General features: G+C 68.4%; 30 protein-coding genes. 27 read left to right on the top strand and 3 right to left on the bottom strand.

Annotation, left to right across the window (positions count from 1 at the left end):
- The first annotated feature begins 2 nt into the window (after nucleotides 1-2).
- The 10 genes from CLV54_RS11295 (at nucleotide 3) to dapF (ending at nucleotide 10,263) form a co-directional block, all read left to right on the top strand.
- Nucleotides 3-2,843, top strand: coding sequence for an FtsK/SpoIIIE family DNA translocase (locus CLV54_RS11295; RefSeq protein ID WP_100345103.1), 2,841 nt, complete (start codon nucleotides 3-5; stop codon nucleotides 2,841-2,843).
- Between the two features lie 5 nt (nucleotides 2,844-2,848).
- Nucleotides 2,849-3,457: a CDP-diacylglycerol--glycerol-3-phosphate 3-phosphatidyltransferase gene (gene pgsA / locus CLV54_RS11290; RefSeq protein ID WP_100345487.1), complete on the top strand. Its 609-nt coding sequence runs from the start codon at nucleotides 2,849-2,851 to the stop codon at nucleotides 3,455-3,457.
- Nucleotides 3,421-3,969: a CinA family protein gene (locus tag CLV54_RS11285; protein WP_100345102.1), complete on the top strand. Its 549-nt coding sequence runs from the start codon at nucleotides 3,421-3,423 to the stop codon at nucleotides 3,967-3,969. The genes pgsA and CLV54_RS11285 overlap by 37 nt, the downstream gene beginning before the upstream one ends.
- 146 nt (nucleotides 3,970-4,115) lie before the next feature.
- Entirely contained in the window at nucleotides 4,116-4,424 is a 309-nt protein-coding gene (locus tag CLV54_RS11280; protein ID WP_100345101.1) for a helix-turn-helix domain-containing protein, read from the top strand.
- Nucleotides 4,425-4,576: 152 nt separating this feature from the next.
- The gene (locus CLV54_RS11275; protein ID WP_100345100.1) at nucleotides 4,577-4,801 is read left to right on the top strand and encodes a DUF3046 domain-containing protein; all 225 of its coding nucleotides are present in this window, start codon (nucleotides 4,577-4,579) and stop codon (nucleotides 4,799-4,801) included.
- Nucleotides 4,802-5,039: 238 nt separating this feature from the next.
- Nucleotides 5,040-6,101 carry a recombinase RecA gene (gene recA / locus CLV54_RS11270; protein ID WP_100345099.1) on the top strand — a complete coding sequence of 354 codons (1,062 nt, stop codon included), beginning with the start codon at nucleotides 5,040-5,042 and terminating at the stop codon, nucleotides 6,099-6,101.
- 3 nt (nucleotides 6,102-6,104) lie between these two features.
- Nucleotides 6,105-6,833, top strand: coding sequence for a regulatory protein RecX (locus CLV54_RS11265; protein ID WP_100345098.1), 729 nt, complete (start codon nucleotides 6,105-6,107; stop codon nucleotides 6,831-6,833).
- An 18-nt stretch (nucleotides 6,834-6,851) separates the two neighbouring features.
- On the top strand, nucleotides 6,852-8,438 hold the full coding sequence (gene miaB / locus CLV54_RS11260; RefSeq protein WP_100345097.1) for a tRNA (N6-isopentenyl adenosine(37)-C2)-methylthiotransferase MiaB: 1,587 nt from the start codon (nucleotides 6,852-6,854) through the stop codon (nucleotides 8,436-8,438).
- An 8-nt stretch (nucleotides 8,439-8,446) separates the two neighbouring features.
- Nucleotides 8,447-9,376, top strand: a complete 930-nt coding sequence (miaA, locus tag CLV54_RS11255; protein ID WP_100345096.1) for a tRNA (adenosine(37)-N6)-dimethylallyltransferase MiaA — start codon at nucleotides 8,447-8,449, stop codon at nucleotides 9,374-9,376.
- A gap of 5 nt (nucleotides 9,377-9,381) precedes the next feature.
- Nucleotides 9,382-10,263: a diaminopimelate epimerase gene (dapF, locus tag CLV54_RS11250; RefSeq protein WP_100345095.1), complete on the top strand. Its 882-nt coding sequence runs from the start codon at nucleotides 9,382-9,384 to the stop codon at nucleotides 10,261-10,263.
- Nucleotides 10,264-10,276: 13 nt separating this feature from the next.
- On the opposite strand, the gene CLV54_RS11245 is transcribed toward dapF, so the two are convergent.
- Complete coding sequence (locus CLV54_RS11245; RefSeq protein ID WP_100345094.1) at nucleotides 10,277-10,891, bottom strand: class I SAM-dependent methyltransferase; 615 nt, start codon at nucleotides 10,889-10,891, stop codon at nucleotides 10,277-10,279.
- Nucleotides 10,892-10,932: 41 nt separating this feature from the next.
- Here CLV54_RS11245 and hflX point away from each other — a divergent pair, with 41 nt between their 5' ends.
- The 3 genes from hflX to CLV54_RS11230 all read left to right on the top strand — a co-directional run bounded on the left by hflX (nucleotide 10,933) and on the right by CLV54_RS11230 (nucleotide 13,409).
- Entirely contained in the window at nucleotides 10,933-12,465 is a 1,533-nt protein-coding gene (gene hflX, locus CLV54_RS11240) for a GTPase HflX (protein ID WP_100345093.1), read from the top strand.
- 82 nt (nucleotides 12,466-12,547) lie between these two features.
- A complete protein-coding gene (locus CLV54_RS11235) occupies nucleotides 12,548-12,988 on the top strand; it encodes a helix-turn-helix transcriptional regulator (RefSeq protein WP_100345092.1) in 441 nt (146 codons plus the stop codon).
- Between the two features lie 10 nt (nucleotides 12,989-12,998).
- Complete coding sequence (locus tag CLV54_RS11230; RefSeq protein WP_100345091.1) at nucleotides 12,999-13,409, top strand: VOC family protein; 411 nt, start codon at nucleotides 12,999-13,001, stop codon at nucleotides 13,407-13,409.
- A gap of 18 nt (nucleotides 13,410-13,427) precedes the next feature.
- On the opposite strand, the gene lexA is transcribed toward CLV54_RS11230, so the two are convergent.
- On the bottom strand, nucleotides 13,428-14,144 hold the full coding sequence (lexA, locus tag CLV54_RS11225) for a transcriptional repressor LexA (protein WP_100345486.1): 717 nt from the start codon (nucleotides 14,142-14,144) through the stop codon (nucleotides 13,428-13,430).
- Nucleotides 14,145-14,547: 403 nt separating this feature from the next.
- On the opposite strand from lexA, the gene CLV54_RS11220 reads away from it, so the two are divergent.
- From CLV54_RS11220 to CLV54_RS11195, 6 genes are all read left to right on the top strand, one after another.
- Nucleotides 14,548-14,928 (top strand): LysM peptidoglycan-binding domain-containing protein, encoded by a 381-nt coding sequence (locus CLV54_RS11220; protein ID WP_100345090.1) that lies wholly within the window; start codon nucleotides 14,548-14,550, stop codon nucleotides 14,926-14,928.
- Between the two features lie 66 nt (nucleotides 14,929-14,994).
- Nucleotides 14,995-16,077 carry a histidinol-phosphate transaminase gene (locus CLV54_RS11215; protein WP_100345089.1) on the top strand — a complete coding sequence of 361 codons (1,083 nt, stop codon included), beginning with the start codon at nucleotides 14,995-14,997 and terminating at the stop codon, nucleotides 16,075-16,077.
- Nucleotides 16,074-16,682: an imidazoleglycerol-phosphate dehydratase HisB gene (hisB, locus tag CLV54_RS11210; RefSeq protein WP_100345088.1), complete on the top strand. Its 609-nt coding sequence runs from the start codon at nucleotides 16,074-16,076 to the stop codon at nucleotides 16,680-16,682. The genes CLV54_RS11215 and hisB overlap by 4 nt, the downstream gene beginning before the upstream one ends.
- Complete coding sequence (gene hisH / locus CLV54_RS11205; RefSeq protein ID WP_100345087.1) at nucleotides 16,679-17,314, top strand: imidazole glycerol phosphate synthase subunit HisH; 636 nt, start codon at nucleotides 16,679-16,681, stop codon at nucleotides 17,312-17,314. Before hisB ends, hisH begins: the two co-directional genes overlap by 4 nt.
- Nucleotides 17,315-17,365: 51 nt before the next feature.
- Nucleotides 17,366-18,112 (top strand): bifunctional 1-(5-phosphoribosyl)-5-((5-phosphoribosylamino)methylideneamino)imidazole-4-carboxamide isomerase/phosphoribosylanthranilate isomerase PriA, encoded by a 747-nt coding sequence (gene priA, locus CLV54_RS11200; protein ID WP_100345086.1) that lies wholly within the window; start codon nucleotides 17,366-17,368, stop codon nucleotides 18,110-18,112.
- Complete coding sequence (locus tag CLV54_RS11195; RefSeq protein WP_100345085.1) at nucleotides 18,096-18,866, top strand: SseB family protein; 771 nt, start codon at nucleotides 18,096-18,098, stop codon at nucleotides 18,864-18,866. The genes priA and CLV54_RS11195 overlap by 17 nt, the downstream gene beginning before the upstream one ends.
- A 47-nt stretch (nucleotides 18,867-18,913) precedes the next feature.
- Here CLV54_RS11195 and CLV54_RS11190 read toward each other — a convergent pair whose 3' ends face one another.
- Complete coding sequence (locus tag CLV54_RS11190) at nucleotides 18,914-19,252, bottom strand: DUF1844 domain-containing protein (protein ID WP_100345084.1); 339 nt, start codon at nucleotides 19,250-19,252, stop codon at nucleotides 18,914-18,916.
- Between the two features lie 245 nt (nucleotides 19,253-19,497).
- Between CLV54_RS11190 and infC the strand changes: the two genes are divergently transcribed.
- The 8 genes from infC to CLV54_RS11150 all read left to right on the top strand — a co-directional run bounded on the left by infC (nucleotide 19,498) and on the right by CLV54_RS11150 (nucleotide 25,628).
- Nucleotides 19,498-20,577, top strand: a complete 1,080-nt coding sequence (gene infC, locus CLV54_RS11185) for a translation initiation factor IF-3 (RefSeq protein WP_342745281.1) — start codon at nucleotides 19,498-19,500, stop codon at nucleotides 20,575-20,577.
- Between the two features lie 58 nt (nucleotides 20,578-20,635).
- Nucleotides 20,636-20,830 (top strand): 50S ribosomal protein L35, encoded by a 195-nt coding sequence (rpmI, locus tag CLV54_RS11180; RefSeq protein WP_100345083.1) that lies wholly within the window; start codon nucleotides 20,636-20,638, stop codon nucleotides 20,828-20,830.
- A 40-nt stretch (nucleotides 20,831-20,870) separates the two neighbouring features.
- The gene (rplT, locus tag CLV54_RS11175; protein ID WP_100345082.1) at nucleotides 20,871-21,260 is read left to right on the top strand and encodes a 50S ribosomal protein L20; all 390 of its coding nucleotides are present in this window, start codon (nucleotides 20,871-20,873) and stop codon (nucleotides 21,258-21,260) included.
- A gap of 124 nt (nucleotides 21,261-21,384) precedes the next feature.
- A complete protein-coding gene (locus CLV54_RS11170) occupies nucleotides 21,385-22,185 on the top strand; it encodes a TrmH family RNA methyltransferase (RefSeq protein ID WP_100345081.1) in 801 nt (266 codons plus the stop codon).
- A gap of 105 nt (nucleotides 22,186-22,290) precedes the next feature.
- A complete protein-coding gene (locus CLV54_RS11165; RefSeq protein WP_100345080.1) occupies nucleotides 22,291-23,073 on the top strand; it encodes an amino acid ABC transporter ATP-binding protein in 783 nt (260 codons plus the stop codon).
- 65 nt (nucleotides 23,074-23,138) lie between these two features.
- Complete coding sequence (locus CLV54_RS11160; protein ID WP_100345079.1) at nucleotides 23,139-24,059, top strand: glutamate ABC transporter substrate-binding protein; 921 nt, start codon at nucleotides 23,139-23,141, stop codon at nucleotides 24,057-24,059.
- Between the two features lie 79 nt (nucleotides 24,060-24,138).
- Entirely contained in the window at nucleotides 24,139-24,786 is a 648-nt protein-coding gene (locus CLV54_RS11155; protein WP_100345078.1) for an amino acid ABC transporter permease, read from the top strand.
- Nucleotides 24,783-25,628, top strand: a complete 846-nt coding sequence (locus CLV54_RS11150) for an amino acid ABC transporter permease (RefSeq protein WP_100345077.1) — start codon at nucleotides 24,783-24,785, stop codon at nucleotides 25,626-25,628. Before CLV54_RS11155 ends, CLV54_RS11150 begins: the two co-directional genes overlap by 4 nt.
- The last annotated feature ends 16 nt before the right edge of the window (nucleotides 25,629-25,644 follow it).

Raw genomic sequence — 25,644 nt, 5'->3', positions numbered from 1 at the left:
CCATGGCTACGAGCACCAAGTCCTCAGGTAGCGCGCGCGCATCGTCGTCGCGCGGCGGCACGACGACGAAACGCTCGACCTCGCGCACGGCGACCTCCCGCACGGCGGCGCAGAAGACCGTCGCCTACCCGAGCGAGTCGGGCCCCGGCGTCCTCACCCGCGCCTGGCTCGGCATGGCCCATGTCGTCGGGGGCGCGGCCCGTGCGCTCGGCCCCGAGAAGCTCGCCAAAGAAGAGCGCCGCGACGGCATCCCCTTCTTCCTCTTCCTCCTCGCGATCGCGGGCGCGATCGTCGAGTGGTTCCTCGTCAACGAGGCCGTCGCCGTGAGCCTCGACGCCTGGACCTTCGGCGGGCTCTTCGGCCGTGTCGCCTACGCCCTGCCCGTCGTGATGCTCCTGTTCTCGATCTGGCTGTTCCGGCATCCGGCCTCGGTGAGCGACAACGGCCGCATCGGCATCGGCCTCGCGATCCTGCTCATCTCGATCTCGGGCCTGTGTGCGATCTTCGCGGGGCAGCCCTCGCCGAGCGAGGGCATGCCCTCGCTCGCGCTCGCCGGGGGAGTGCTCGGCTGGATCGTCTCGGCCCCGCTCTCCGCGCTCATGACCCCGATCGGCGCCGGCATCGTCATGGGGGTGTTCATCCTGTTGAGCGTCTTCATCATCACGAAGACGCCGCCGAACAGGGTCGGCTCGCGATTGCGCGAGCTCTATGCGTACCTCTTCGGCGCAACAGTCCAGAGCGACGAGGAGCGCGCGGCCGCGAAGACGGCGAAGACGACCCCGGTCGAGCTCGAGGGCGTCGACGGCGATGGCGACGAGGGCAACGCCCTGCCGTGGTGGCGCAGAAACTCGAGCAAGCGCGAAGAAGACCCCGAGTTCGACTCGCCGGTCACGCCGCTGACCGAGGTTCTGGGCGGCGCGGCCCCGGCCGGAGGCTTCACGACGGCCCTCGAACCGGACGCCGCGCCCGACGACGGCCACTACGGCACCGAGCTGCTCGAAGACCTGCTCAGGGCCGAAGACGCGGTCAAGCAGTTCACGGGGGAGGTCGACGCCCCGATCGGGTTGCGCTCCGACGGCGCATCCGGAGCGACGGGGGTCACCGACATCCTGCCCGGTCTCGGCGAGGCCGGCGCCGGCGCGTTCGACGACGGAACCCTCGATGAAGACGCGACCCCGCTCCCTCCCGAGCACCCGGCCGCCCCCTACCGGCTGCCCTCGGCGTCGACGCTCTCGGCCGGCTCCCCGGCGAAGGCGCGCTCGGCCGCGAACGACGACGCCGTGCGCGCCATCACCGAGGTGCTCACCCAGTTCCAGGTCGATGCCAAGGTCACGGGCTTCTCGCGCGGGCCGACCGTCACCCGCTACGAGATCGAGCTCGGCCCGGGCGTCAAGGTCGAGCGGGTGACGGCGCTCGGCAAGAACCTCTCCTACGCGGTCGCGAGCAACGAGGTGCGCATCCTCTCTCCGATCCCCGGCAAGAGCGCGATCGGCATCGAGATCCCGAACCCCGACCGCGAGATCGTGTCGCTCGGCGACGTGCTGCGCTCGAGCGCGGCGACCAACAGCACCCACCCCATGACGATCGGCGTCGGCAAAGACGTCGAGGGCGGCTTCGTCGTCGCCAACCTCGCCAAGATGCCCCACCTCCTCGTCGCCGGCTCGACGGGTTCGGGCAAGTCGAGCTTCGTCAACTCGATGATCACGAGCCTGCTCATGCGGGCCAAGCCCGCCGACGTGCGTATGGTGCTCATCGATCCGAAGCGCGTCGAGCTCACGATCTACGCCGGAGTGCCGCACCTCATCACGCCCATCATCACGAACCCCAAGAAGGCCGCGGAGGCCTTGCAGTGGGTCGTGAAGGAGATGGACATGCGCTACGACGACCTCGCGAGCTTCGGTTTCCGTCACATCGACGACTTCAACAAGGCCGTCGTCAACAACGAGATCGTGCTCCCCGTCGGCAGCGAGCGCACGCTCAAGCCGTACCCGTACCTGCTCGTCGTCGTCGACGAGCTCGCCGACCTCATGATGGTCGCGCCTCGCGACGTCGAGGACTCGATCGTGCGCATCACGCAGCTGGCCCGGGCATCCGGCATCCACCTCGTGCTCGCCACCCAGCGTCCGAGCGTCGACGTCGTCACGGGGCTCATCAAGGCCAATGTGCCGAGCCGTCTCGCCTTCGCGGTGAGCAGCATGACCGACTCGCGGGTCATCCTCGACCAGCCCGGCGCCGACAAGCTCATCGGCCAGGGCGACGCGCTCTTCCTGCCGATGGGGCAGTCGAAGGCCATCCGCGTGCAGGGCGCCTGGGTCAACGAGTCCGAAGTCGCCAAGGTCGTCGAGCACGTGACGCGCCAGGCCCGCCCCGAGTACCGGCAGGATGTCGCGGCGGCCGCCGCGCGCAAAGAGGTCGATGCCGACATCGGCGACGACCTCGAGCTGCTGCTCGCTGCCGCCGAGCTCGTCGTCTCGACCCAGTTCGGCTCGACGTCGATGCTCCAGCGCAAGCTGCGCGTCGGCTTCGCGAAGGCCGGCCGCCTTATGGACCTGCTCGAGTCCCGCGAGATCGTCGGGCCGTCGGAGGGCTCGAAGGCGCGTGACGTGCTCGTCACCCCCGAGCAGCTGCCCGGAGTGCTCGCGCAGCTGCGCGGCGATGGGCCCGCCGCGGGTTCGCCGGCGGCAGGCGGGCAGACCACGTCGCAGCCGACCGGTGATCGCGGTGCCGATCGAAACGGTGCCGATCGGTACAGCGGCGATCCCGTCGCGGCCATGACGGCGGGCTACGATGAGGTCGAAGGTTCTTCAGACGAGGACGCCTGGCAGCTGACCGACAGGGAGTGATGTCGATGAGTCTCCCCGACGGCGCGGATGCGGTGACGCCGAAGCCGAGCAACTGGAACGCCCCGAATATCATCACGGTCGTTCGCATCCTGCTCGCTCCGCTCTTCATCTACCTGCTGCTCGCCGACGACGGCCACGACGGCTGGATGCGGTACGCGGCCGCCGTGCTCTTCATCCTCGCGATCGCCACCGACGGGGTCGACGGAGCGCTCGCCCGGCGCAACGGGCAGGTCACCGATCTGGGCAAGATCCTCGACCCGATCGCCGACAAGGTGCTCACGGGCGGGGCTCTCGTGGGGCTCTCCATTCTGGGCGAGCTGCCGTGGTGGGTCACGATCATCATCCTCGTGCGCGAGGTCGGCATCACGGCGTTCCGTTTCGCGGTGCTGAGCGACCGGGTCATCCCGGCCTCCCGCGGCGGCAAGCTCAAGACGATCGCGCAGTCGGTCGCGATCTCCGTGGCGCTCCTGCCCTTCCCGAGCCTGCTCGGCTCGTGGTTCGACGTCGTCAACGTCATCCTCATGTCGATCGCCTTCGTGCTCACGGTCGTCACGGGCATCGACTACCTCTGGCAGGCATGGCGCCACAACCGCACGGCACGCTCGGCATCGTGACCGAGCCCGAGCCCGTCGAGGATGTCACGGCGGAGCTGCTCGCCGAGCTCACCCGGCGGGGGCTCACGGTCGCCGTCGCCGAGTCGCTCACGGGCGGCCTGCTGACGGCCGAGCTGACCCGGCCGGCGGGCGCGTCGGCGGTTGTGCTCGGAGGGGTCGTCGCCTATGCGACGGAGCTCAAGCACTCGGTGCTCGGGGTCGAGAGCGGGCTGCTGGCCGTGCACGGGCCGGTGCATCCGGATGTCGCGATGCAGCTGGCCGTCGGCGTGCGCAGCGCTCTCGCGGTCGATGGGGCGCGTGCCGACGTCGGGATCGCCACGACGGGCGTGGCGGGGCCGGACCCGCAGGGCGGCCAGCCGCCGGGAACGGTCTTCGTCGGCCTGTCGATCGGCTCGGAGGTGACCGTCGCGCCCCTGCTCCTGACGGGCGATCGGGCGGCGATCCGGGGAGAGACCGTAGCGTTCGCTGTGGACTACCTGAGAGCGGGCCTGGCCCGTACTTTCGCGGAATAGATTGCATTTCCATCTGGTTACAGATGCCAGATTCACAACAAAACTACAGTCATCCTGGTTAGAGTTTTCGAAAGGAATCGGTGTAGTACACTTACCGGTTCTAACCATTATTTCTCAGGGTTGACAGGCAATGTAAGGAGGGTCCAGTGGTTCTTGTTCGTCAGGAAATCGGCGACGTTCTCAGGGACTTCCGCCTGCAGAAAGGCCGTACGCTCCGACAGGTCGCCAGCAAGGCGAGTGTCGCCCTCGGCTACCTGAGCGAAGTCGAACGTGGCCAGAAAGAGGCTTCGTCAGAGATCCTCGCGTCAGTCGCGGATGCTCTCGACACCCCGATCTCCGTCATCATGCGTGAAGTGGGCGACCGCCTCGCCGTGATCGAGGGCATCGATCCCATCCCCGACACCGTTCCCGACGAGTTCGTCGCAGACTACGACGTCGACCTGGTCGCGCGCTAGCGATCACCGACGCCAGCCTCGTGCTGGGCGCCCCGGTTCGGAGTTCCCCCGACTCCCCGGGGCGTTCATCGTTTAAGGCGTCCGTCGTTCATAGAGCGCTGTGCGGGTGGGTGCGTACGCACAGGGTGCCGGCGGCGCGCTAGCGTTGACGGATGCGATTGAGTGAGTTCCGGCGGGCGATCGCCGACGAGTTCGGCGACGACTACGGGCGCGTGGTCACGAACGATCTCGTCGTGGCGTCTCTCGGCGACCGTACGGCCGAGCAGGCGCTCTCGGCGGGTGTGAGCCCGAAAGACGTCTGGCTCGCGCTCTGCCAGGTCACGGGTGTTCCGCCGACCCGCCGTTACGGCGTGGGTCTGCCGGCGCCCAAAGACTGACGCGCTCGCAACACGCCGCACGACCATCGAAGATGTGTTCGAGAATCGATAGACTCCTTCACAGCGGACCTCGAAGACGAATTGTTCACACGTGGTCCTCCGACAGCTCGTTCTGTCGGTGGCCGCGCGTACTGTCGGTCTCGTCATCGACACCGCCCCGCCTTGTCGCAGCTCTTCCTCGCGCGGAGTACGACGACAGCCTGTAGGCGAAACAGAATGCGACACGAAGGAGACTCAAATGCCATCAGCAGCCGATCGTGAGAAATCACTGGAGACCGCTCTCGCCCAAATCGACCGTCAGTTCGGCAAGGGCTCCGTCATGCGCCTGGGCAGCGACGAACGCGCGCCCGTCGCCGTCATCTCGACGGGCTCGATCGCCCTCGACGTGGCCCTCGGCATCGGGGGGCTCCCGCGTGGCCGCATCGTCGAGATCTACGGCCCGGAGTCCTCGGGTAAGACCACGCTCACCCTCCACGCCATCGCCAACGCCCAGCGCGGCGGCGGTATCGCGGCGTTCATCGACGCCGAGCACGCGCTCGACCCCGACTACGCCTCGAAGCTCGGCGTCGACATCGACCAGCTGCTCGTGTCGCAGCCCGACACGGGTGAGCAGGCACTCGAGATCGCCGACATGCTCGTGCGGAGCGGATCGATCGACCTCATCGTCATCGACTCGGTGGCAGCCCTCGTGCCCCGTGCAGAGATCGAGGGCGAGATGGGCGACTCGCACGTCGGACTCCAGGCGCGCCTGATGTCGCAGGCCCTCCGCAAGCTCACCGGCGGCCTCAGCCAGACCAACACCACCATGATCTTCATCAACCAGCTCCGCGAGAAGATCGGCGTCTTCTTCGGCAGCCCCGAGACCACCGCGGGCGGCAAGGCGCTCAAGTTCTACGCCTCGGTGCGTCTCGACATCCGCCGTATCGAAACGCTCAAAGACGGCACGGACGCCGTCGGAAACCGCACGCGCGTCAAGGTCGTCAAGAACAAGATGGCTCCGCCGTTCAAGCAGGCCGAGTTCGACATCCTCTACGGCATCGGCATCTCCCGCGAGGGCAGCCTCATCGACTTCGGTGTCGAGCACGAGATCGTCAAGAAGTCGGGCGCCTGGTACACCTACGACGGCGATCAGCTCGGCCAGGGCAAGGAGAACTCGCGGAAGTTCCTCATCGCGAACCCCGACGTCGCCGCCGAGATCGAGGCGAAGATCAAGGCCAAGCTCGGAGTGGGCGCCGCGGCCGTCGCTCCGGCTCCCGTGGAGTCCATCCAGCCGAAGATCGCAGCCCGGAAGGGCGCCTGAGCCGTGTCGGGGTCGGAGCGTTCACGCGACGGCCTCGCGCGGGTCACCTTCCTGCCGGGTGCCGATCGGGTGCCGGGTTCGCACGCATTCGCCGCCGACGAGAGCGCGGATGACGATGAGGGTGATGTCGGTGTCGTCGTCGAGTTCAGGAGCGTCGCCGGTGCGAGCGGCAACGCCGGTGCCGGTGCTTATGCGAATGACGACGCGGATGGCGATGCCGGCGACGTCGAGCTGACCGTGGATGAGCTCCGCTCGGAGGCGGAGGAGACCCTTCTGCGGCGGCTCCGGGGCAAGTCGTTCTCGAAGAGCGAGGCGGCAGAGATCCTGCGAGGCGTGACCGACGACCCGTCGATCGTCGACGGGGTCGTCGAGCGGATGGTCGAGCTCGGCTATCTCGACGACCGAAAACTCGCCGACCACATCGTGTACACCCACCACGATCGCAAGGGTCTCGGCCGCAAGGCGGTCGAGACCGAGCTGCGCCGGCGCAAGATCGAGGCCGAGGTCGTTGTCGAGGTCGTCGACGAGCTGCCCGACGACGAGCTCGAGAGGGCGAGCGAGCTCGCCGTCGAACGGATGTCGCGGCTCGGCTCGCTCGACGACACCGCGGCGGAGCGGCGGCTGAACGGCTTCCTCGCTCGGCGCGGATACTCCTCGGCGGTATCGCGTCAGGCCATCACCGCGGCCCTCGCTTCCCGGCGGCGCCCGCGCTCGGGAGTGCGTTTCGAGTGACCGTAAACTAGTCCCATCATGACGAGCATCACGGAAGCCCCGACGGTCATCGGCCGGTCGGAAGCGGCGCACGACGAATCGGGCCGTATTCGCACCTACGAAGTGAGAACCTTCGGCTGCCAGATGAACGTGCACGACTCCGAGCGTCTGAGCGGCTCCCTCGAGGCCGCCGGGTACGTGCCCGCCGACGGGGCCGAGGCCGACGTCGTGGTGATCAACACCTGCGCCGTGCGCGAGAACGCCGACAACAAGCTCTACGGCAACCTCGGCCACCTCGCCTCGGTGAAGAGGCGCCACGAGGGAATGCAGATCGCGGTCGGCGGCTGCCTGGCCCAGAAAGACAAGAACACGATCCTCGAGAAGGCGCCTTGGGTCGACGTCGTCTTCGGAACCCACAACATGGGCTCGCTGCCGAGCCTGCTCGAGCGCGCTCGTCACAACGGCGAGGCCCAGCTCGAGATCCTCGAGTCGCTCGAGATGTTCCCGTCCACCCTGCCGACGAAACGCGACTCGAGCTACAGCGGCTGGGTCTCGATCTCGGTCGGCTGCAACAACACCTGCACCTTCTGCATCGTGCCCTCGCTGCGCGGAAAGGAGAAAGACCGACGACCCGGCGACGTCCTCGCCGAGATCCAGGCGCTCGTCGACGACGGGGCCGTCGAGGTCACCCTGCTCGGCCAGAACGTCAACTCCTACGGGGTCGAGTTCGGCGACCGGCAGGCCTTCAGCAAGCTCCTGCGTGCGGCGGGCACCATCGCTGGGCTCGAACGCATCCGCTTCACGAGCCCGCACCCGGCAGCCTTCACCGACGACGTCATCGACGCCATGGCCGAGACGCCCGCGGTCATGCCACAGCTGCACATGCCGCTGCAATCGGGTTCCGATCGCATCCTGAAGGCCATGCGCCGGTCGTACCGCTCCGAGAAGTTCCTCGGAATCCTCGACCGCGTGCGGGCGAAGATCCCCGGCGCCGCGATCTCCACCGACATCATCGTCGGCTTCCCCGGCGAGACCGAGGAGGACTTCCAGGAGACCCTCCGGGTGGTCGAGGCCGCGCGCTTCGCCTCCGCCTTCACCTTCCAGTACTCGATCAGACCCGGAACCCCCGCGGCGACCCTGCCCGACCAGATCGCGAAGGAGGTCGTGCAGGAGCGCTACGAGAGGCTCGTCGCACTGCAGGACCGCATCTCCGAAGAGGAGAACCGCGCGCTCGTCGGCACGACCGTCGAGGTGCTCGTTGCCAACGGCGAAGGCCGCAAAGACTCCGACACCCACCGTATGAGCGGCCGCGCCGAAGACAGCCGCCTCGTTCACTTCGAGGTGCCGAGCGGATCCGACATCCCGCGGCCGGGCGACGTCGTCACAGCCACGATCACGCAGGCTGCGCCCTTCTACCTCATCGCCGACTCCACCGACGAGCAGCCCGTGCGGGTTCGGCGCACCCGGGCGGGAGACGCCTGGGATCGCGCGCAAGCCGACTCCTGCGCGGTTCCTGCGACCGGCGGGGCGACGGCGTCGAGCGAACCCGGTCGTGTGTCCCTCGGGCTTCCGACGCTGCGAGTCGTGACGACGCCGATCTACGACTCCAGCGACGGGCAGCGCTGAGCGCGACGATGCTCGTCGTGATCGTCGGTGCGACGGGCACCGGCAAGTCCGAGCTCTCGTTGCGGCTTGCGGAAGACCTCGCGGCATCGGGGCGGACAGCCGAGATCGTCAACGCCGACGCCATGCAGCTGTACCGGGGCATGGACATCGGCACGGCCAAGATCCCCGTCGACGAACGCCGCGGCATCCCGCACCACATGCTCGACGTGCTGGACGTGCGCGAGGAGTCGACGGTGGCTGCGTATCAGCACGACGCGAGGGCGGCCATCGGCGACATCCTCGGCCGCGGGTCGGTGCCCGTGCTCGTCGGCGGCTCCGGCCTCTACGTCTCCTCCGTCATCTACGACTTCCGTTTTCCCGGCACGGATGCCGCGATCCGCGAGCGGCTCGAGACCGAGCTGTCCGAGCGCGGCACCGCCCCTCTGCACGCGCGGCTGCTCGAGCTCGACCCCCGCGCGGCGCAGTCGATCGGGCCGAGCAACGGCCGTCGGCTCGTGCGCGCCCTCGAGGTCATCGAGATCACGGGCGAGCCGCACAGCGCCTCCCTGCCCGAGACGCCCGAGACCTGGATGCCCACGACGCTGCTCGGGCTCACCGCACCCCGGGCGGAGCTCGTCGCACGCCTCGACCGACGCGTCGAGGGCATGTGGGAGGCCGGTCTCCTCGGCGAGGTCGAGACCCTCATCCCGCAGGGGATCGAGCTCGGGGTGACCGCCAGCCGGGCGATCGGCTACGCCCAGGCGATCGACGAGCTCGCCGGCCGATCGAGCCGTGAGGAGGCCATCGCCGCCACCGCGCAGCTCACCCGCACCTACGCCCGGCGTCAGGTCAGCTGGTTCAAGCGCTACGCGCACACGAACTGGCTGGAGTACGACGATCCGAGGCGGTTCGAGAGAGTTTTCGAGCTCATGGGCCGCAACGAGCCGCAACTAGAGTAGAGGTCATGGCGATCGATCTGCACTTCACCAAAGGGCACGGCACGGGCAACGATTTCGTGCTGTTCACCGACCCCGAAGGGCAGACGAACCTCACTGCGAGCCAGATCGCCGCGATCTGCGACCGGCATTTCGGCGTCGGCGCCGACGGCCTCATCCGCGCCGTCCGTTCGAGCCATCTGCCGGAGGGCGCTGCGGCACTCGCCGAGGACGACTCCGCCGAGTGGTTCATGGATTACCACAACTCCGACGGCACGCCCTCGGAGATGTGCGGCAACGGCATCCGGGTGTATGCGCGCTACCTCATCGACAACGGCCTCGCCGAGCTCGCCGACGGCGACACGATGGCGATCGGGACCCGCGGGGGAGTGCGCGACCTGCAGCGCAACCTCACGGGCTTCCAGGTCGACCTGGGCCGCTGGGCGCTCGACGGCGGCGAGCCGCTCGTGCGGGCGAAGAACCTGCCGGTCGCGCGGCCGGGGCTCGGCATCAACGTCGGCAACCCGCATGTCGTCGTGGCCCTCGCCGACGAAGACGAGCTCAGGGCCGCCGATCTGAGCTTCATCCCGCACCTCGAGCCCGAGCCAGTTGATGGCGCGAATGTCGAGTTCGTGCTGCCGCTCGAACCGCTCGTGAAAGACGGCGTCGGCCACATCCGGATGCGCGTGCACGAGCGCGGCAGCGGCGAGACCCTCTCCTGCGGCACGGGAGCGGTGGCGGCGGCTCTCGCCACTCGGCACTGGGCGGGCCGGGGCGCGCCGAACCAGTGGCGTGTCGAGGTTCCTGGCGGAACACTCGGGGTGCGGATGTTCGCCACGGAGGACGGCGAGCACGTCTCGTTGTCCGGCCCCGCCGAGCTCGTCTTCGAAGGCGAGCTCACGCTCGACTGAGTGCGTGACCCGGTCAGTGCGAGCGACGGCGAGCGTGCAGCACGCGGAAGCCCTTGCTCGTGGCTGCGCGGGCCACGCTGAAGTCGTCGGGCAGGGTGTCCTGCAGCCAGCGGTGGAGCGAGTCAGAGCCGAGATTGCGCTGCACGACGAGCCAGGCGTCCGAGCCGTCGTCGAGGCGGGGCAGCCATCTCTGCAGCAGTCCGTGCAGCTCGTTCTTGCCGACCCGGATCGGGGGGTTCGACCAGATCGTGCGGAAGACCACGCCGTCGGGAACATCGTCGGGCAGTACGGCGTTGACATTGGTAGCGCCGACAGTGGCGGCATTCTTCCGGACGATGTCGAGAGCGCGCTGATTGACGTCGACGGCCCACACGGTGGCGTGCGGTGCCTGGAGGGCGAGCGTGAGAGCGATCGGACCCCAGCCGCAGCCGAGATCGAGGAAGTCGCCGCCGGGCGGAGGCTCGGGGGTGTTCGCGAGCAGGACCTGGGTGCCGGTGTCGATTCGTTCGGGGCTGAACATCCCGTTGGCGGTGGTGAGTTCGTAGTCCCGGCCGGCAAGGCGGGCGGTGATCGTACGGAGCTTGAGTTCGCTTCCCGGCGATGACGTGAAGTAGTGCTCGCTAGCCATAGAGGAAACGTACCGGACAGAGAGGAACTAGGGTTAACGCAATGACAGAACAGACCGATCGCGACGACGCCGTCGCCCGCGTGCTAGCCAATGCCGAGACGAGTGCTTCCCGCTACTCGCTCTTCGGCTCCGGCGGCGCGCAAGCACTCGGTGAGGGCGGTCGGGGAACGGATCTCGACGCGGGCCGCGACGGGGATCAGCTCGACCGTGAGGAACGGCAGGCGCTGCGACGCGTCGCCGGGCTCTCGACCGAGCTCGAGGACGTCACCGAGGTCGAATACCGGCAGCTGCGGCTCGAGAACGTCGTGCTCATCGGCGTCTACTCGCAGGGCAGCCTCGCCGACGCCGAGAACTCGATGCGCGAGCTCGCCGCGCTCGCCGAGACGGCGGGCGCGAACGTGCTCGACGGCCTCCTGCAGCGGCGCCCGCACCCCGATCCCAGCACCTATCTGGGTCGCGGCAAGGCCGACGAACTGCACGGCATCGTGAGCGCTCTCGGAGCGGATACCGTCATCGCCGACACCGAGCTCGCGCCCAGCCAGAGGCGTGCACTCGAAGACGTCGTCAAGGTCAAGGTCATCGACCGCACGGCCGTCATCCTCGACATCTTCAGCCAGCACGCGAAGAGCCGTGAGGGCAAGGCGCAGGTGGAGCTCGCCCAGCTCGAGTACCTGCTGCCGCGACTGCGCGGCTGGGGCGACTCGATGTCCCGCCAGGCCGGTGGCCAGGTGGGTGGCGCGGGTGCCGGTATGGGTTCCCGTGGCCCCGGTGAGACGAAGATCGAGCTCGACCGCCGCCGGATCCACACCCGGATGGCGCGCCTGCGCAAGCAGATCAAGGGCTTCGCGCCCGCCCGCGAGGCGAAGCGCGCGAACCGCAATCGCTTCGAGGTTCCCTCTGTCGCGATCGCGGGCTACACGAACGCCGGCAAGTCGAGCCTCCTGAACCGCATCACGAAGGCGGGGGTGCTCGTCGAGAACGCCCTCTTCGCGACGCTCGACGCGACCGTGCGCAAGAACCAGACGGCCGACGGCCGTACCTACACGCTCACCGACACCGTCGGATTCGTGCGCAACCTTCCCCACCAGCTCGTCGAGGCCTTCCGCTCGACGCTCGAGGAGGTCGGCGACGCCGACATCATCGTGCACGTCGTCGACGGCTCGCATCCCGACCCGGCCAGCCAGCTGGCGACGGTGCGCGACGTGATCGGCGAGGTCGACGGCCGCGACATCCCGGAGATCGTCGTCTTCAACAAGAGCGACCTGGTGAGCGACGACGACCGTCTTGTGCTTCGCGGCCTCGAGCCGACCGCGATCTTCGCCTCTGCCCGCACGGGGGAGGGCGTGGAGGAGATCCTCGCCCGCATCGACGAGCTGCTGCCGAGCCCCGCGGTCGACATCGAGGTCCTCATCCCCTACGACAGGGGCGATCTCGTCGCCGCCTTGCACGACAACAACCGTGTGCTGGCGACGAGCTACGACGAGGCGGGAACCCACGTGCACGCGCTCGTGAGCCCCGCCGTGGCGAGCCAGCTCGAGTCGTATCGGGTCGTTCCCGCCGTCACGCGGGCCTGAGTCCGCTCGCGCGATCCCCGGTCGCGCGAGCGTGCGCCGGCGGGGCCTGCCGGTCGGTCATACCGGCTGCTACCGTGGATCCATGTCCCCGCACGAGCTCGAGAACCTCGCTCAGCTGCGTCGCGCCCGAGACCTCATCGATCGTGAGTACGCGAAGCCTCTCGACGTGCCGACCATGGCCGCCAAGGCCCTGATGTCTCCCGCGCATTTCTCGCGGCAGTTCCGCGCGGCCTATGGCGAGACGCCGTACAGCTACCTCATGACGCGCAGGATCGAGCGTGCGATGGCATTGCTGAGATCGGGTACGAGCGTCACGGACGCCTGCATGGCGGTGGGCTGTACCTCCCTCGGCTCCTTCAGCTCGCGGTTCGCCGAGATCGTCGGCGAGAGCCCGCGGGCGTACCGGAGCCGGGAGCACAGCGCGGTCAAGGCGATGCCCGCCTGCCTCGCGAAATCGCACACGCGTCCGGTGCGCATCGCATCGAGCAGGATCGGAGAAGCGAGCCGAGAGGCCGCCGCGTAAAGTCTCGGTCATGACAATCGCACTCCAATACACCAACATCACCGTCAACGACGTCGACGAGGCGCTCGGCTTCTACCGGGACGCCCTCGGCCTCCAGGTGCAGAACGACGTGTCGTCAGGAGACTTCCGCTGGGTCACGCTCGGCAGCGATGCGCAGCCGGGGCTCGGCATCGTGCTCTCCGAGCCGCATGCCGGCCGCTCCCAGGCCGACGGCGACACGATGCAGGAGCTGCTCACCAAGGGTGTGCTGCCGATGCTCGTGTTCCGCTCGGATGACGTCGACGCGACCTTCGAGACCGTGCGTGCATCCGGCGCCGAAGTGCTCCAGGAGCCCATCGACCAGGGTTGGGGTCCGCGCGACTGCGCGTTCCGCGATCCTTCCGGAAACACCGTGCGGATCTCGCAGGCTCCCGCGGCCTGATCCCGCGTCGGATCTCGCTCAGACCGAGCGCAGGACCGCGACGACCTTGCCGAGCACCTCGGCGTAGTCGCCGAGGATCGGTTCGAAGTTGGAGTTGCGCGGCAGCAGCCAGGTGTGGCCGTCGCGCTGGCGGAAGACCTTGACGGTCGCCTCGTTGTCGAGCATCGCCGCGACGATGTCGCCGTTCTCAGCCGTCTTCTGCTGACGCACGACGACCCAGTCGCCGTCGCAGATGGCCGCGTCGATCATCGACTCGCCGACGACCTTGAGGATGAAGAGCTCGCCCTTGCCGACGAGCTGGCGGGGGAGGGGGAAGACCTCTTCGACCTGCTGATCGGCCGTGATCGGGATGCCGGCGGCGATGCGGCCGACGAGGGGCACCATGGCCGCGTCGCCGACGGGGACCGACGACTCGTTCTGCACGTCGGGGTCGGCGCGGTCGGGGGTGATCGACGAGAGGTCGATGAGCACCTCGAGCGCGCGGGGGCGGTTGGGGTCGCGGCGCAGGTAGCCGCTCAGCTCGAGCTGGTTGAGCTGGTGGGTCACGCTCGAGAGCGAGGAGAGCCCCACGGCGTCGCCGATCTCGCGCATGCTCGGCGGATAGCCCTGCACGCTGATCGACCGCTGGATGGCCTCGAGGATCGCGAGCTGCTTGCCGCTCAGGTTCTTGCGCCGCCGGGTGGTCGAGCGCTCCTTCGCGGGCGGTGCCGCGGTCTCGCCGCTGTCGTCCGTCATGGTGCTCGTCCCCTCGTTCGGTGTCTTCTCGTATGCCGGCGTCCTCGCGCACTCGTGCGCTGCATCGCGCACGGCGTGCAACCGGGATCGACGTGGTCGCCGGCGTCTGACGGCTTTCGGGAAGGCGTCCGGCACGAATGTCGGTGGTGCCTGGTTGAGTTCTGTTCAGACAATCGAAACTGTATCCGCGGTTCGGGTGTTTAACAAACATTTGTTCGAGTGTGTCGAGCGGTTTTCGCGAGAAAACCATCAATCACGACTTGAAACTTCGAACATTCGAAGATATATTCGGAACACAACTTCGTATCCGGCACTCCGGCCGAGTGTCGGATACGGGTTGGCCGACCAGAAGACAGACCGCGGTTCCAGAGCCGGTGCAGTTCCAGAACAGAAGGAGTTCGACATGAGCGCAGCAGTTCCCACCATGAACCTCGCACTGGGTGCCCCGTCCTCCCCTCGTGTCGTCGCCACGCGCCTCCACATCACCCGCCGCGGCCGTGCGCTCCTCGCGACGATCGTCGCGATCCCGCTCGTCATCCTCGCCCTCGTGATCGGCCTGAACGGCGGAGGGGCGACCGCGAGCCTCACCGGCGCGAGCGCGAGCTTCGACTACGTGACGGTCTCGGCGGGTCAGTCCCTCTGGGAGCTCTCCGAAGACCTGGCCCCCGCCGCCGACCCGCGCGACGTCATCGCCGAGATCATGTCGCTCAACCAGCTCGCCACCTCTGACGTCGAGCCCGGCCAGCGCCTCGCCGTGCCGGCGAAGTACACCGCGGCTCCGTAACGTCGCGCCGGGCCGCTCGGTCCGCACCGCGTCCCGAGCCTCGGCGTGCATTCTAAGATTGCTCGTGTGACCACACTCGGAGACCTCCCCCTCCGCGACGATCTTCGCGGACAAACACCTTACGGCGCGCCTCAGAAGCGTGTGCGTGTAGCGCTCAACGTCAACGAGAACTCACATCCGATCCCCGAGGATGTCGCCCACGACATCATCGCGCGGGTCGCCCAGGCCCTCCTCACGATCAACCGCTACCCCGACCGCGAGTTCACCGAGCTGCGCGAGGCCCTCGCCGGCTACCTCGGCCACGGCCTCACGGCGGAGCAGCTGTGGGCGGCGAACGGCTCCAACGAGATCCTCCAGCAGACACTGCAGGCCTTCGGCGGCCCGGGGCGGACCCTCCTGGGCTTCGCGCCGAGCTATTCGATGTACCCGATCCTCGCGGCGGGCACCGGCACGACGTGGATCGCGGGCGACCGCGACGCCGACTACGAGCTCTCCCCGCAGACGGCCGCGGCCTGGGTGGAGCGCACCTCGCCCGACATCGTGATCCTGTGCTCGCCGAACAACCCCACGGGCACGCCGCTCTCGCTCGGGACGATCGAGGCGGTGTACGCGGCGAGCCGCGGCATCGTCATCGTCGACGAGGCCTACGCCGAGTTCGCGCCCGACGGCACGCCGAGCGCGCTGACCCTGCTCCCGGGGCGCGAGCGCCTCATCGTCTCGCGCACCATGAGCAAGGCCTTCGCCTTCGCGGGAGCGCGCCTCGGCTACCTCGCGGCCGACCCGGCCGTGACCGACGCCCTGCGCCTCGTGCGCCTGCCCTACCACCTGTCCGCGCTCACCCAGGCCGCCGCGATCGGAGCGCTCGCGCACGCGGGTGAGATGCTCGCCATGGTCGACGAGATCAAGGAGCAGCGCGATCGGATCGTGACGGTGCTGGGCGAGCTGGGATACAGCCCGCTCCGCAGCGGCAGCAACTTCGTGCTGTTCGGGGGAGTGGAGGACACCTCGGCGATGTTCGATCAGCTGCTGGAACGCGACATCCTGATTCGCGACGTCGGGATCCCAGGGCACCTGCGGGTGAGCGCCGGCACCGAGGCCGAGACCACCGCCTTCCTCGAGGCGATGGCCGCACTAAGCTCGAAGTCATGAGCGAAACGCCCAGAATTGCGAGCCTGCAGAGGGAGACCAGCGAGTCGAGCATCGAGCTCTCGCTGAACCTCGACGGCACCGGTGTCGCCGACATCGAGTCGACGGTGCCCTTCTACGACCACCTGCTGACGGCGTTCGCGAAGCACTCGCTGACCGATCTGACCGTGCGCGCACGGGGCGACATCGAGATCGACGTGCACCACACGGTCGAAGACATCGGCATCGTGCTCGGCCAGGCCATCCGGCAGGCGCTCGGCGACAAGAGCGGCATCTCGCGCTTCGGCGACGCCCTCGTGCCGCTCGACGAGGCGCTCGTGCAGGCCGTCGTCGACATCTCCGGCCGCCCCTATCTCGTGCACCAGGGCGAGCCCGCCGGCTTCGAGTACCACCTCATCGGCGGTCACTTCACGGGCTCGATGGTGCGACACGTGTTCGAGGCGATCACGGTTCACGCGGGTCTCACCGTGCACGTGACCGTGCTCGGCGGGCGCGACCCGCACCACATCGCCGAGGCCGAGTTCAAGGCCTTCGCACGGGCGTTCCGCCAGGCGAAGGCCCTCGACCCGCTCGTCTCGGGCGTTCCCTCGACGAAGGGCGCGCTGTGACCTCGCCCTCCGTCGTCGTCTTCGACTACGGCAGCGGCAACGTGCACTCGGCGGTCAAGGCGCTCGAGCGCGCGGGCGCCGACGTCGAGCTCACGAGCGACCGTGAGCGCGCCTTCGCCGCCGACGGCCTCGTCGTGCCCGGGGTGGGAGCCTTCCGGGCCGTGATGGACCAGCTGACGGCCGCCCGCGGCAACGAGCTCATCGAGCGCCGGCTGGCCGGCGGGCGTCCCGTTCTGGGGATCTGCGTCGGCATGCAGGTGCTCTTCGAGCACGGCATCGAGTTCGGCGTCGAGACGGAGGGGCTCGGCCAGTGGCCCGGCACCGTCGCGCTGCTGCCCGCACCCGTCGTCCCGCACATGGGCTGGAACACGGTATCGGCCCCCGAGGGCTCCGTGCTGTTCTCCGGTCTCGACGACGAGCGCTTCTACTTCGTGCACTCCTACGCGGCCCAGGACTGGACGCTCGAGACGATGCCGCCCTTCCCGGAGCCGCTCGTGACCTGGTCGGAGCACGGCGGGCCGTTCATCGCCGCGGTCGAGAACGGGCCGCTGTCGGCGACCCAGTTCCACCCGGAGAAGTCGGGCGACGCCGGCATCCGCCTGCTGTCCAACTGGATCGGAAGCCTGCGCTAGTATCTTGTGCTTGTGCCACGCGGCACCTGAAAGCATCGAGTCAAGGACATTATGAGTGAGTTCAACAGGACGCCGAAGCTCGTGCTGCTTCCGGCCGTGGACGTCGCGGGCGGCAAGGCCGTTCGTCTGACCCAGGGCGAGGCGGGCACGGAGACCAACTACGGCGATCCGATGGATGCCGCGGCCGACTGGGCCGCGCAGGGCGCCGAGTGGCTGCACCTCGTCGACCTCGACGCCGCCTTCGGGCGGGGCAACAACCACGTGGTGCTCAAGAAGGTCATCCGCCAGGTGAAGGGCATGAACGTCGAGCTCTCGGGCGGCATCCGCGACGACGAGTCGCTCGAGTCCGCTCTCGGCATCGGCGCCAAGCGCATCAACCTCGGCACGGCGGCGCTCGAGAACCCCGAGTGGGCGGCGAGCGTCATCGCGCAGTACGGCGAGTCGATCGCCGTCGGCCTGGACGTGCGCGGAACGACTCTCGCGGCCCGGGGCTGGACGAAGGAGGGCGGCGATCTGTGGACGGTCATGGACCGCCTGGAGGACGCCGGCTGCTGCCGTTACGTCGTGACCGACGTGACCAAGGACGGCACTCTGCAGGGCCCGAACATCGAGCTGCTGCAGCAGGTCATGGAGCGCACCCACCGCCCGGTCGTCGCCTCGGGCGGCATCTCGAGCCTCGACGACATCTCGGCGCTGCGCGAGCTCGTTCCCCAGGGCCTCGAGGGCGCCATCGTGGGCAAGGCCCTCTACGCGGGCGCTTTCACGCTCGCCGAGGCATTGGATGTCGCGTCTGACTGATCAGCCCGCGGACTCCGCCGGGCAGCCCTGGGCCGGCCGGCACTTCGACGCGAACGTCTTCTCGGGCGACGACGGCAGCGCGCCGGAGCGCCTCATCGAGGCGCTGCGCCGATTCCGCAGCCGTGAGGTCGGGGAGGGCGACGTCGTCGACGCGCTGCGGGACGCCCGGCTGCTCATCCCCCTCGTCGCGCACGCGGGGGAGACGGGGGTCGACGAGCACGGCCGAACCGTCGACAGGACCCAGGAGCTGTCGATCGTGACGGTCGCGGGCCCGGACGGCCGCAGCGTGCTGCCGGTCTTCACCTCGGTCGAGGCGATGGGGGCCTGGAACCCGTCGGCGAGGCCGGTTCCCGCCGACGGCGTGCGGGTGGCCCTCGCCGCCGCGAGCGAGAAGACCGATCTGGTCGTCGTGGATGCCACGAGTCCCACCGAGTTCGTGGTGCGGCGTCCGGCGCTCTGGGCGATCGCGCAGGGCGAGAGCTGGCAGCCCAGCCACATCGACCCCGTCGTGCGCGAGGCCTTCGAGTCGTCGATCGCGAGCGAGCTCGCCGTCCGCGGGGTCGGGCTCGTCGCGGGAGACCCGGATGCCCGCCTGACGGGACCGGAGCTCGTCGTGCGGCTCCAGCTCGTCGCCGGTCTCACCAAGGCGGAACTCGATGTCGTGACATCCCGTCTGGCACAGCGCTGGTCAGCGCTCGATGCGATCGCCACACGCGTCGACTCACTGCGCGTGCAGCTCGTCGCCGACGCGTAGGACACGCGCGCAGCTTTCGGCTGTGCTCTCGGGCCGCCGCCGCGGGCTCAGCTGACCGGGCCGGTGTACTTCTCGCCGGGGCCCTGACCGATCGGGTCGGGGAACGGCGAGGCCTCGCGGAAGGCGAGCTGCAGGGAGCGCAGGCCGTCGCGCAGGCTGCGGGCGTGCTGGTCGCCGAGGTCGGCGGCGCTCGCCGTGACGAGTCCGGCGAGGGCCGTGATGAGCTTGCGCGCCTCGTCGAGATCGAGCTGGGTGTCCGGGTCGTCGGCGAGGCCGCACTTGACGGCTGCGGCGCTCATGAGGTGGACTGCTGTGGTCGTGATGACCTCGACGGCGGGCACTTCCGCGATGTCGCGGGCGGCATCCTGCTCGTAACTGTTGCTCACTGGTTCCCTCTGCTATGATTGTCCGGGCTCCGAGAACGATTGCGTCTCGGTACGAAAGAGGAGATTTCTCCCACCCGCGTTTGACCGCTTCACTAGGTTACCGGGTTGTTCACACTCCGCTCAGAGTGCGTCGCTCCGCAAGGAGTGATGTCTGAAGTTCCGCGAGGAACGGATTCTGAGTAGTCAGGGTGTTGGCCGTGGTGCACCGTTGTGGGTGTCTCACGGGTGAACTCTTCTTTTTCGTCGTGGCACGACGCCCGTCGTCCCGCGTGGCTCATCCAGCACGATTAGAGGAGAAACGCATCAGCGATCCCCGTACAAATGACCGTATCCGCGTCCCCGAAGTTCGTCTCGTCGGCCCGTCCGGCGAGCAGGTGGGTGTCGTGGCGATTGATGTTGCCCTGCGTCTTGCGCAGGAGGCTGACCTGGACCTGGTTGAGGTAGCTCCCAACTCCAAGCCGCCCGTCGCCAAGATCATGGATTACGGCAAGTTCAAGTACGAGGCTGCGCAGAAGGCCAAGGAGGCCCGGCGCAACCAGGCGAACACGATCCTCAAAGAGGTTCGATTCCGGCTCAAGATCGACAAGCACGACTACGAGACCAAGCGCAAGCGCGCCGAGGGCTTCCTCAAGGCCGGCGACAAGGTCAAGGCCATGATCCTGTTCCGAGGCCGCGAGCAGTCGCGCCCCGACCAGGGTGTGCGTCTGCTGCAGCGCTTCGCCGAGGATGTCGCGGAGTTCGGCTCCGTCGAGTCGACCCCCACCATCGACGGCCGCAACATGGTCATGGTCATCGGCCCTCTGAAGAACAAGTCGGAGGCCAAGGCCGAGGCCAACGCGCAGCGCGCAGCGTCCAAGGCTCGCGGGGCCGACGCCTCCGAGCACGACGAGCGCACCGCTCCGGAGGGCTCCGCCCCCGTGACGGAGTCGACGGAGCAGTCGGCACCCGTGGAGAGGGAGGCGCCGGCAAAGGCGGCACCCGCGAAGTCGGCACCCGCGAAGTCGGCACCGACCGAGCAGCAGGCAGCCGCCGAGGTCGCTCCCGAGGCGCCCGTGGCCGCACCTGTCGCCGCGCCCGTCGTCCCGGAGGTGAAGGCCGCCCCCGAGGCGCAGCCGGCATCGGAGGAGAAGGCATCGCCGTCTCCCGCGAAGGCCGCCGCTGCCCCGAAGGCTCCCGCTGCCCCGAAGGCTCCCGTGGCTGCCAAGGCCCCGGCGACACCCAAAGCCCCCGCGACGCCGAAGGCGCCCGCCGTGCCGAAGGCTCCGGCGACGCCCAGGACTGCGGCGACACCCAAGACTGCGGCCCCCAAGGCGCCGTCCCAGTAGATCTAAGCTCGTCCGCCGCACGGCGACACGAACCTGTAGTACGAACAAGGAGAGAAGAATGCCCAAGCAGAAGACCCACTCGGGCGCCAAAAAGCGTTTCAAGGTCACCGGTAGCGGCAAGGTCATGAAGCAGCAGGCAGGCATGCGCCACAACCTCGAGGTCAAGTCGAGCAAGCGCAAGCGTCGTCTGAACCAGGAGCAGGTGCTCGCTCCGGCCGACGCCAAGGTCATCAAGACCCTCCTCGGCAAATAATCCCCTCGCTTCACCGAACGACTCGTAAGGAAAAAACGTCATGGCAAGAGTAAAGAGGGCGGTCAACGCCCACAAGAAGCGTCGCGTCATCCTCGAACGCGCCGAGGGCTACCGCGGCCAGCGGTCGCGTCTGTACCGCAAGGCCAAGGAGCAGGTCACCCACTCCCTCGTCTACGCGTACCGCGACCGTCGCGCTCGCAAGGGCGACTTCCGTCGTCTCTGGATCCAGCGCATCAACGCCGCTTCGCGTCAGAACGGCCTCACCTACAACCGTCTCATCCAGGGCCTCGGGCTCGCGGGTGTCGAGGTCGACCGTCGTATCCTCGCCGAGCTCGCGGTCAACGAGCCGGCGACGTTCGCGGCCCTCGTCGAGACGGCCAAGAAGGCCCTCCCCGAAGACACCTCGGCCCCCCGGGTCGACGCCGCCTAGTCCAGCGGTCACGCACAGCTGCACAGCGCCGAGGGCGCGTCGCCCGGAAATCCGGGCGACGCGCCCTCGTTTGCGTTACAGCGCGGCACCGGTCGGGCGCGGTCGCGCGCACTAAACTGAAGGCGTGCTCGATAATCCGCGTTCCCCCCGCGTGCGCTCCGTGGCCAAGCTGGCCAAGCGGAGCGCCCGGGCAGAGACGGGGCTCTTCCTCCTGGAGGGCCCGCAGGCCGTGGCGGAGGCTCTGACCTTCCGCCCCGACCTCCTCATCGAGCTCTACGCGACCCCCACGGCCCTCGACCGCTACACCGACATCGCCCAGGCAGCGGTGGATGCCGGTGTCGATGTCGAATTCGTGAGCGAGCACGTGCTCGAGACCATGGCCGACACCGTCACTCCGCAGGGGTTCGTCGCCGTCGCGCACCAGTTCCCGACCTCGGTGAAGGACATCTTCAACGGCTCGCCGAAGCTCGTGGCGGTTCTCGAAGAGGTGCGCGACCCGGGCAACGCGGGAACGATCATCCGCGCGGCCGACGCCGCGGGCGCCGACGCCGTTGTGCTCACGGGGCGCACCGTCGACCTCTACAACCCGAAGGTCGTCCGAGCGACGACCGGCTCGCTCTTCCACCTTCCCGTCGCCGTGGGCGTCGAGGCCGAAGACGTGCGCGCCCGCGCGCACGCGGCCGGGATGCAGCTGCTCGCCGCCGACATCAAGGGCAAGGATCTGCTCGAGGCCAGGAACGAGGGCCTGCTCGCCCAGCCGACGGCGTGGCTGTTCGGCAACGAGGCGCGGGGGCTCACCGAAGAGAAGCTCGCCCTCGCCGATCGCTCGATCGCGGTGCCCATCTACGGCCAGGCGGAGTCGATGAATCTCGCGACCGCGGCATCCGTGTGCCTCTACGAGAGCGCCTTCGCGCAGCGCGCCTGACCCCGGCTGCGGTGTCTGCCGCCCGTGCTCCCGAGGTGTTACAACTCGGTAAAGAGACTGTGCGATTCCTATGCCCCGGCAACGGATGTCACCTATTGTGGGGGGATGACGCCGTCCGTTCTTCCGGAGCCGAATCGCGGTGCGCAGAGCACTGATCCGCTCGTTGTGCTGGAGGGCGTCAACAAGCATTTCGGCGACGTGCACGTTCTGAAAGACATCAGCACGCAGGTCGCCCGCGGCGAGGTCGTCGTCGTGATCGGGCCGAGCGGCTCGGGCAAGTCGACGCTGTGCCGCGCGATCAACCGCCTGGAGACGATCGACTCCGGTGTCATCACGATCGACGGGCGCCGCCTTCCCGAAGAGGGCGCCCCGCTCGCGCATCTGCGAGCCGACGTGGGCATGGTCTTCCAATCGTTCAACCTCTTCGCCCACAAGACCGTGCTCGAGAACGTGACCCTCGGCCCCATCAAGGTGCGCAAGACGTCGAAGGCGGATGCCGACAAACGCGCCATGGAGCTCCTGGAACGCGTCGGGGTCGCCGATCAGGCGCGCAAGATGCCCGCGCAGCTCTCCGGTGGTCAGCAGCAGCGCGTCGCGATCGCCCGGGCGCTCGCCATGGACCCCAAGCTCATCCTGCTCGACGAGCCGACGAGTGCCCTCGACCCCGAGATGATCAACGAGGTGCTCGACGTCATGGTGCAGCTCGCGAAAGACGGCATGACCATGATCGTCGTCACCCACGAGATGGGCTTCGCCCGCAAGGCCGCGAACCGTGTGCTCTTTATGGCCGACGGCCGGGTGCTCGAAGACACGACCCCGGCCGACTTCTTCGACAACCCCTCCAGCGAGAGGGCCAAAGACTTCCTGTCCAAGATCCTCACCCACTGAGGCGCGCACACGAGGCGGCAGGAAGACCCGAGAACCCAGCAACCACAAGAAGATGGGAACGAACGATGAGAAGCAGAAGACTCGTACTCGGCATCGCGGCGGCAGCCGTCGCGCTGACCTTGACGGCGTGCGGCGCTCCCGGCAGCGCAGGCAGCGGTGACGACACCGGTGCGGCCGAGGAGGCCACGGGCGACGGTCCGTACAACCTCGAGATCGCCGAGAGCCCGGAGTTCGACGAGGGCACGACGATGGCGGAGCTCGCCGCGGCGGGCGCCATGACGATCGGCACGAAGTTCGACCAGCCGCTCTTCGGACTGCTCGGCACGGGAGACAAGCCGGAGGGCTTCGACGTCGCGATCGGCGCGCTCGTCGCCTCGAAGCTCGGCATCCCCTTCGACAGCATCGAATGGGTGGAGACCCCGTCTCCGCAGCGAGAGCAGAGCATCCAGAACGGCACGGTGGACGCCGTCGTGGCGACGTATACGATCAACGACGCCCGCAAGGAGCTCGTCGACTTCGCCGGGCCGTACTTCGAGGCCGGTCAGGCGATCATGGTGCTCGCCGACGACGACACGATCATCGGCCCCGACGACCTCGCCGGCCAGCCCGTGTGCTCGGTCGAAGGGTCGACCCCCGCGAAGAACATCGTCGACACCTACGGTGCCGAGCTCATCGCGACCGACATCTACAGCAACTGCCTCGACCCGCTGCGCAACGGCCAGGTCGTCGCGGTGACGACCGACAACGTCATCCTCTCGGGCTTCGTCGACCAGAACGAGGGCGAGTTCAAGCTCGCCGGCGACGGCGAGACCTTCACGGAGGAGCCGTACGGCATCGGCCTGGAGCTCGGCGACACCGAGTTCCGCGGCTTCGTCAACGACGTGCTCCAGGAGGCGTTCGACGACGGCACCTGGGCGCGGCTGTTCGATGAGACGGCGGGCGAGGTGCTCCCGACGCCCGATCCTCCGACCATCGACCGCTACTGATCCGTTTCACGTGGTGTCCGGCGTCTGAGGGTGCCGGGCACCACCCGCGTTCCGCCGAGCCGAGCAGAGGAGGCCAACCGTGAGTTCCGTCCTCGCCGAGCTTCCCCTGTACCTCCAGGGGCTCGGAGCGACGCTGTACCTGCTGGGCGCCACCGTGCTCTTCGCGCTGCCGCTCGGCATCCTCGTCGCCGCACTGCGGATCAGCCCGATCGGCAGCCTGCGCGCGGTCGCCGCGACCTATACCGAGCTGCTGCGCAACACCCCCCTCACTCTCGTCTTCTTCTTCGAGGCCTTTGTGCTTCCCCGTCTCGGCGTGACCCTCGACTTCGAGGTCGGGGCCATCGTCGCCCTGACCCTCTACACGACCCCTTTCTTCGCCGAGGCGATCCGCTCGGGCATCAACTCGGTGCCGGTCGGGCAGGCCGAGGCGGCCCGGGCGATCGGGCTCACCTTCACGCAGAGCGTGACCCTCGTCATCCTGCCGCAGGCCCTGCGCAGCGTCGTGCCGCCGCTCATCAACGTCATCATCGCGCTCACGAAGAACACCTCGGTCGCGAGCGGCTTCTTCGTCTTCACCCTCGTGAGCGTGGGCCAGCGGCTCGCCAACGTGCATCCCGCGGATGTCGCGCTCATCTTGCTCTTCGTGGGTGTCGGCTACCTCATCATCACCGTCCCGCTCGGTCAGCTCGCTGACCGGCTCGAGAAGAGAGTGGCGGTGAGCCGATGACGAGCATCCTCTACGACGTGCCCGGGCCGCGGACCCGGCGCCGATCACGGGTGATCTCGTGGGTCGTGGGCGTCGGCATCCTCGTGGTGGTCGGTTACGCGGCGTTCACGCTCAGCCGGCAAGGGCTCTTCGACGCCGATCGCTGGGACATCTTCAACGACCCGCTGGTCTGGCTCGACCTGCTCCAGGCGCTCGGGGTCACGCTCACGGCGGCGCTGTACGCCGCCGTGCTCGCGATCCTGCTCGGAATGCTCATCTCGCTCCTGAGGATGGCCGAGCACCGCTGGATCAGGATTCCGACGACGATCGTGCTCGAGTTCCTGCGCGGCATGCCCGTGCTGCTCATGATGCTCTTCATCGTGCTCGTCTTCCGCGTCGACCCGTTCATCGGAGTCGTCGGCGGCCTCGCGCTGTACAACGGCGCGATCATCGGGGAGGCGCTGCGCTCGGGGATCGTCGCGCTGCCTCGTGGCCAGCGGGAGGCGGGGCTCGCGATGGGCCTCGGCAGCCTGCAGACCCGGCTCACGATCGAGTTCCCCCAGGCCTTCCGCAACATGACGCCGATCATCGTCGCGCAGCTCGTCGTGCTGCTGAAGGACACCTCCCTCGGCTACATCGTGGGCATGCAGGAGCTGATCCGCCGAGGCCGGCTGATGTCGGAGTACTTCGGCGCCGGGCAGTACGCCTTCTCGGTCTTCATCGTGCTCGTCGCGATGTACCTCGCCGTCAACCTCACGGTCTCGTTCATCGCGCGGCGACTCGCTCGACGGCGCACCGGGGGCCGTGCGGCGCGGGGATCCCGGAAGCCGGTCGCGGACCCCGTCGACGCCGAGGTCGAGTGAGCCCTCCACAGCTCAC

The sequence above is a fragment of the Compostimonas suwonensis genome (assembly GCF_002797855.1).
In the GTDB taxonomy this organism is placed as follows: Bacteria; Actinomycetota; Actinomycetes; order Actinomycetales; family Microbacteriaceae; genus Compostimonas; species Compostimonas suwonensis.
The sequence above is the reverse complement of the archived record's forward strand: the minus strand, read 5'-3'. Positions and strand labels throughout refer to the sequence as shown.

Coding starts and splice junctions, on each gene's coding strand:
- CLV54_RS11295 (WP_100345103.1), top strand. CDS start 3: ATGGCTACGAGCACCAAGTCCTCAGGTAGCGCGCGCGCATCGTCGTCG.
- pgsA (WP_100345487.1), top strand. CDS start 2,849: ATGAGTCTCCCCGACGGCGCGGATGCGGTGACGCCGAAGCCGAGCAAC.
- CLV54_RS11285 (WP_100345102.1), top strand. CDS start 3,421: ATGGCGCCACAACCGCACGGCACGCTCGGCATCGTGACCGAGCCCGAG.
- CLV54_RS11275 (WP_100345100.1), top strand. CDS start 4,577: ATGCGATTGAGTGAGTTCCGGCGGGCGATCGCCGACGAGTTCGGCGAC.
- recA (WP_100345099.1), top strand. CDS start 5,040: ATGCCATCAGCAGCCGATCGTGAGAAATCACTGGAGACCGCTCTCGCC.
- miaB (WP_100345097.1), top strand. CDS start 6,852: ATGACGAGCATCACGGAAGCCCCGACGGTCATCGGCCGGTCGGAAGCG.
- miaA (WP_100345096.1), top strand. CDS start 8,447: ATGCTCGTCGTGATCGTCGGTGCGACGGGCACCGGCAAGTCCGAGCTC.
- dapF (WP_100345095.1), top strand. CDS start 9,382: ATGGCGATCGATCTGCACTTCACCAAAGGGCACGGCACGGGCAACGAT.
- CLV54_RS11245 (WP_100345094.1), bottom strand. CDS start 10,891: ATGGCTAGCGAGCACTACTTCACGTCATCGCCGGGAAGCGAACTCAAG.
- hflX (WP_100345093.1), top strand. CDS start 10,933: ATGACAGAACAGACCGATCGCGACGACGCCGTCGCCCGCGTGCTAGCC.
- CLV54_RS11235 (WP_100345092.1), top strand. CDS start 12,548: ATGTCCCCGCACGAGCTCGAGAACCTCGCTCAGCTGCGTCGCGCCCGA.
- CLV54_RS11230 (WP_100345091.1), top strand. CDS start 12,999: ATGACAATCGCACTCCAATACACCAACATCACCGTCAACGACGTCGAC.
- lexA (WP_100345486.1), bottom strand. CDS start 14,144: ATGACGGACGACAGCGGCGAGACCGCGGCACCGCCCGCGAAGGAGCGC.
- CLV54_RS11220 (WP_100345090.1), top strand. CDS start 14,548: ATGAGCGCAGCAGTTCCCACCATGAACCTCGCACTGGGTGCCCCGTCC.
- hisB (WP_100345088.1), top strand. CDS start 16,074: ATGAGCGAAACGCCCAGAATTGCGAGCCTGCAGAGGGAGACCAGCGAG.
- priA (WP_100345086.1), top strand. CDS start 17,366: ATGAGTGAGTTCAACAGGACGCCGAAGCTCGTGCTGCTTCCGGCCGTG.
- CLV54_RS11195 (WP_100345085.1), top strand. CDS start 18,096: ATGTCGCGTCTGACTGATCAGCCCGCGGACTCCGCCGGGCAGCCCTGG.
- rpmI (WP_100345083.1), top strand. CDS start 20,636: ATGCCCAAGCAGAAGACCCACTCGGGCGCCAAAAAGCGTTTCAAGGTC.
- rplT (WP_100345082.1), top strand. CDS start 20,871: ATGGCAAGAGTAAAGAGGGCGGTCAACGCCCACAAGAAGCGTCGCGTC.
- CLV54_RS11165 (WP_100345080.1), top strand. CDS start 22,291: ATGACGCCGTCCGTTCTTCCGGAGCCGAATCGCGGTGCGCAGAGCACT.
- CLV54_RS11160 (WP_100345079.1), top strand. CDS start 23,139: ATGAGAAGCAGAAGACTCGTACTCGGCATCGCGGCGGCAGCCGTCGCG.
- CLV54_RS11150 (WP_100345077.1), top strand. CDS start 24,783: ATGACGAGCATCCTCTACGACGTGCCCGGGCCGCGGACCCGGCGCCGA.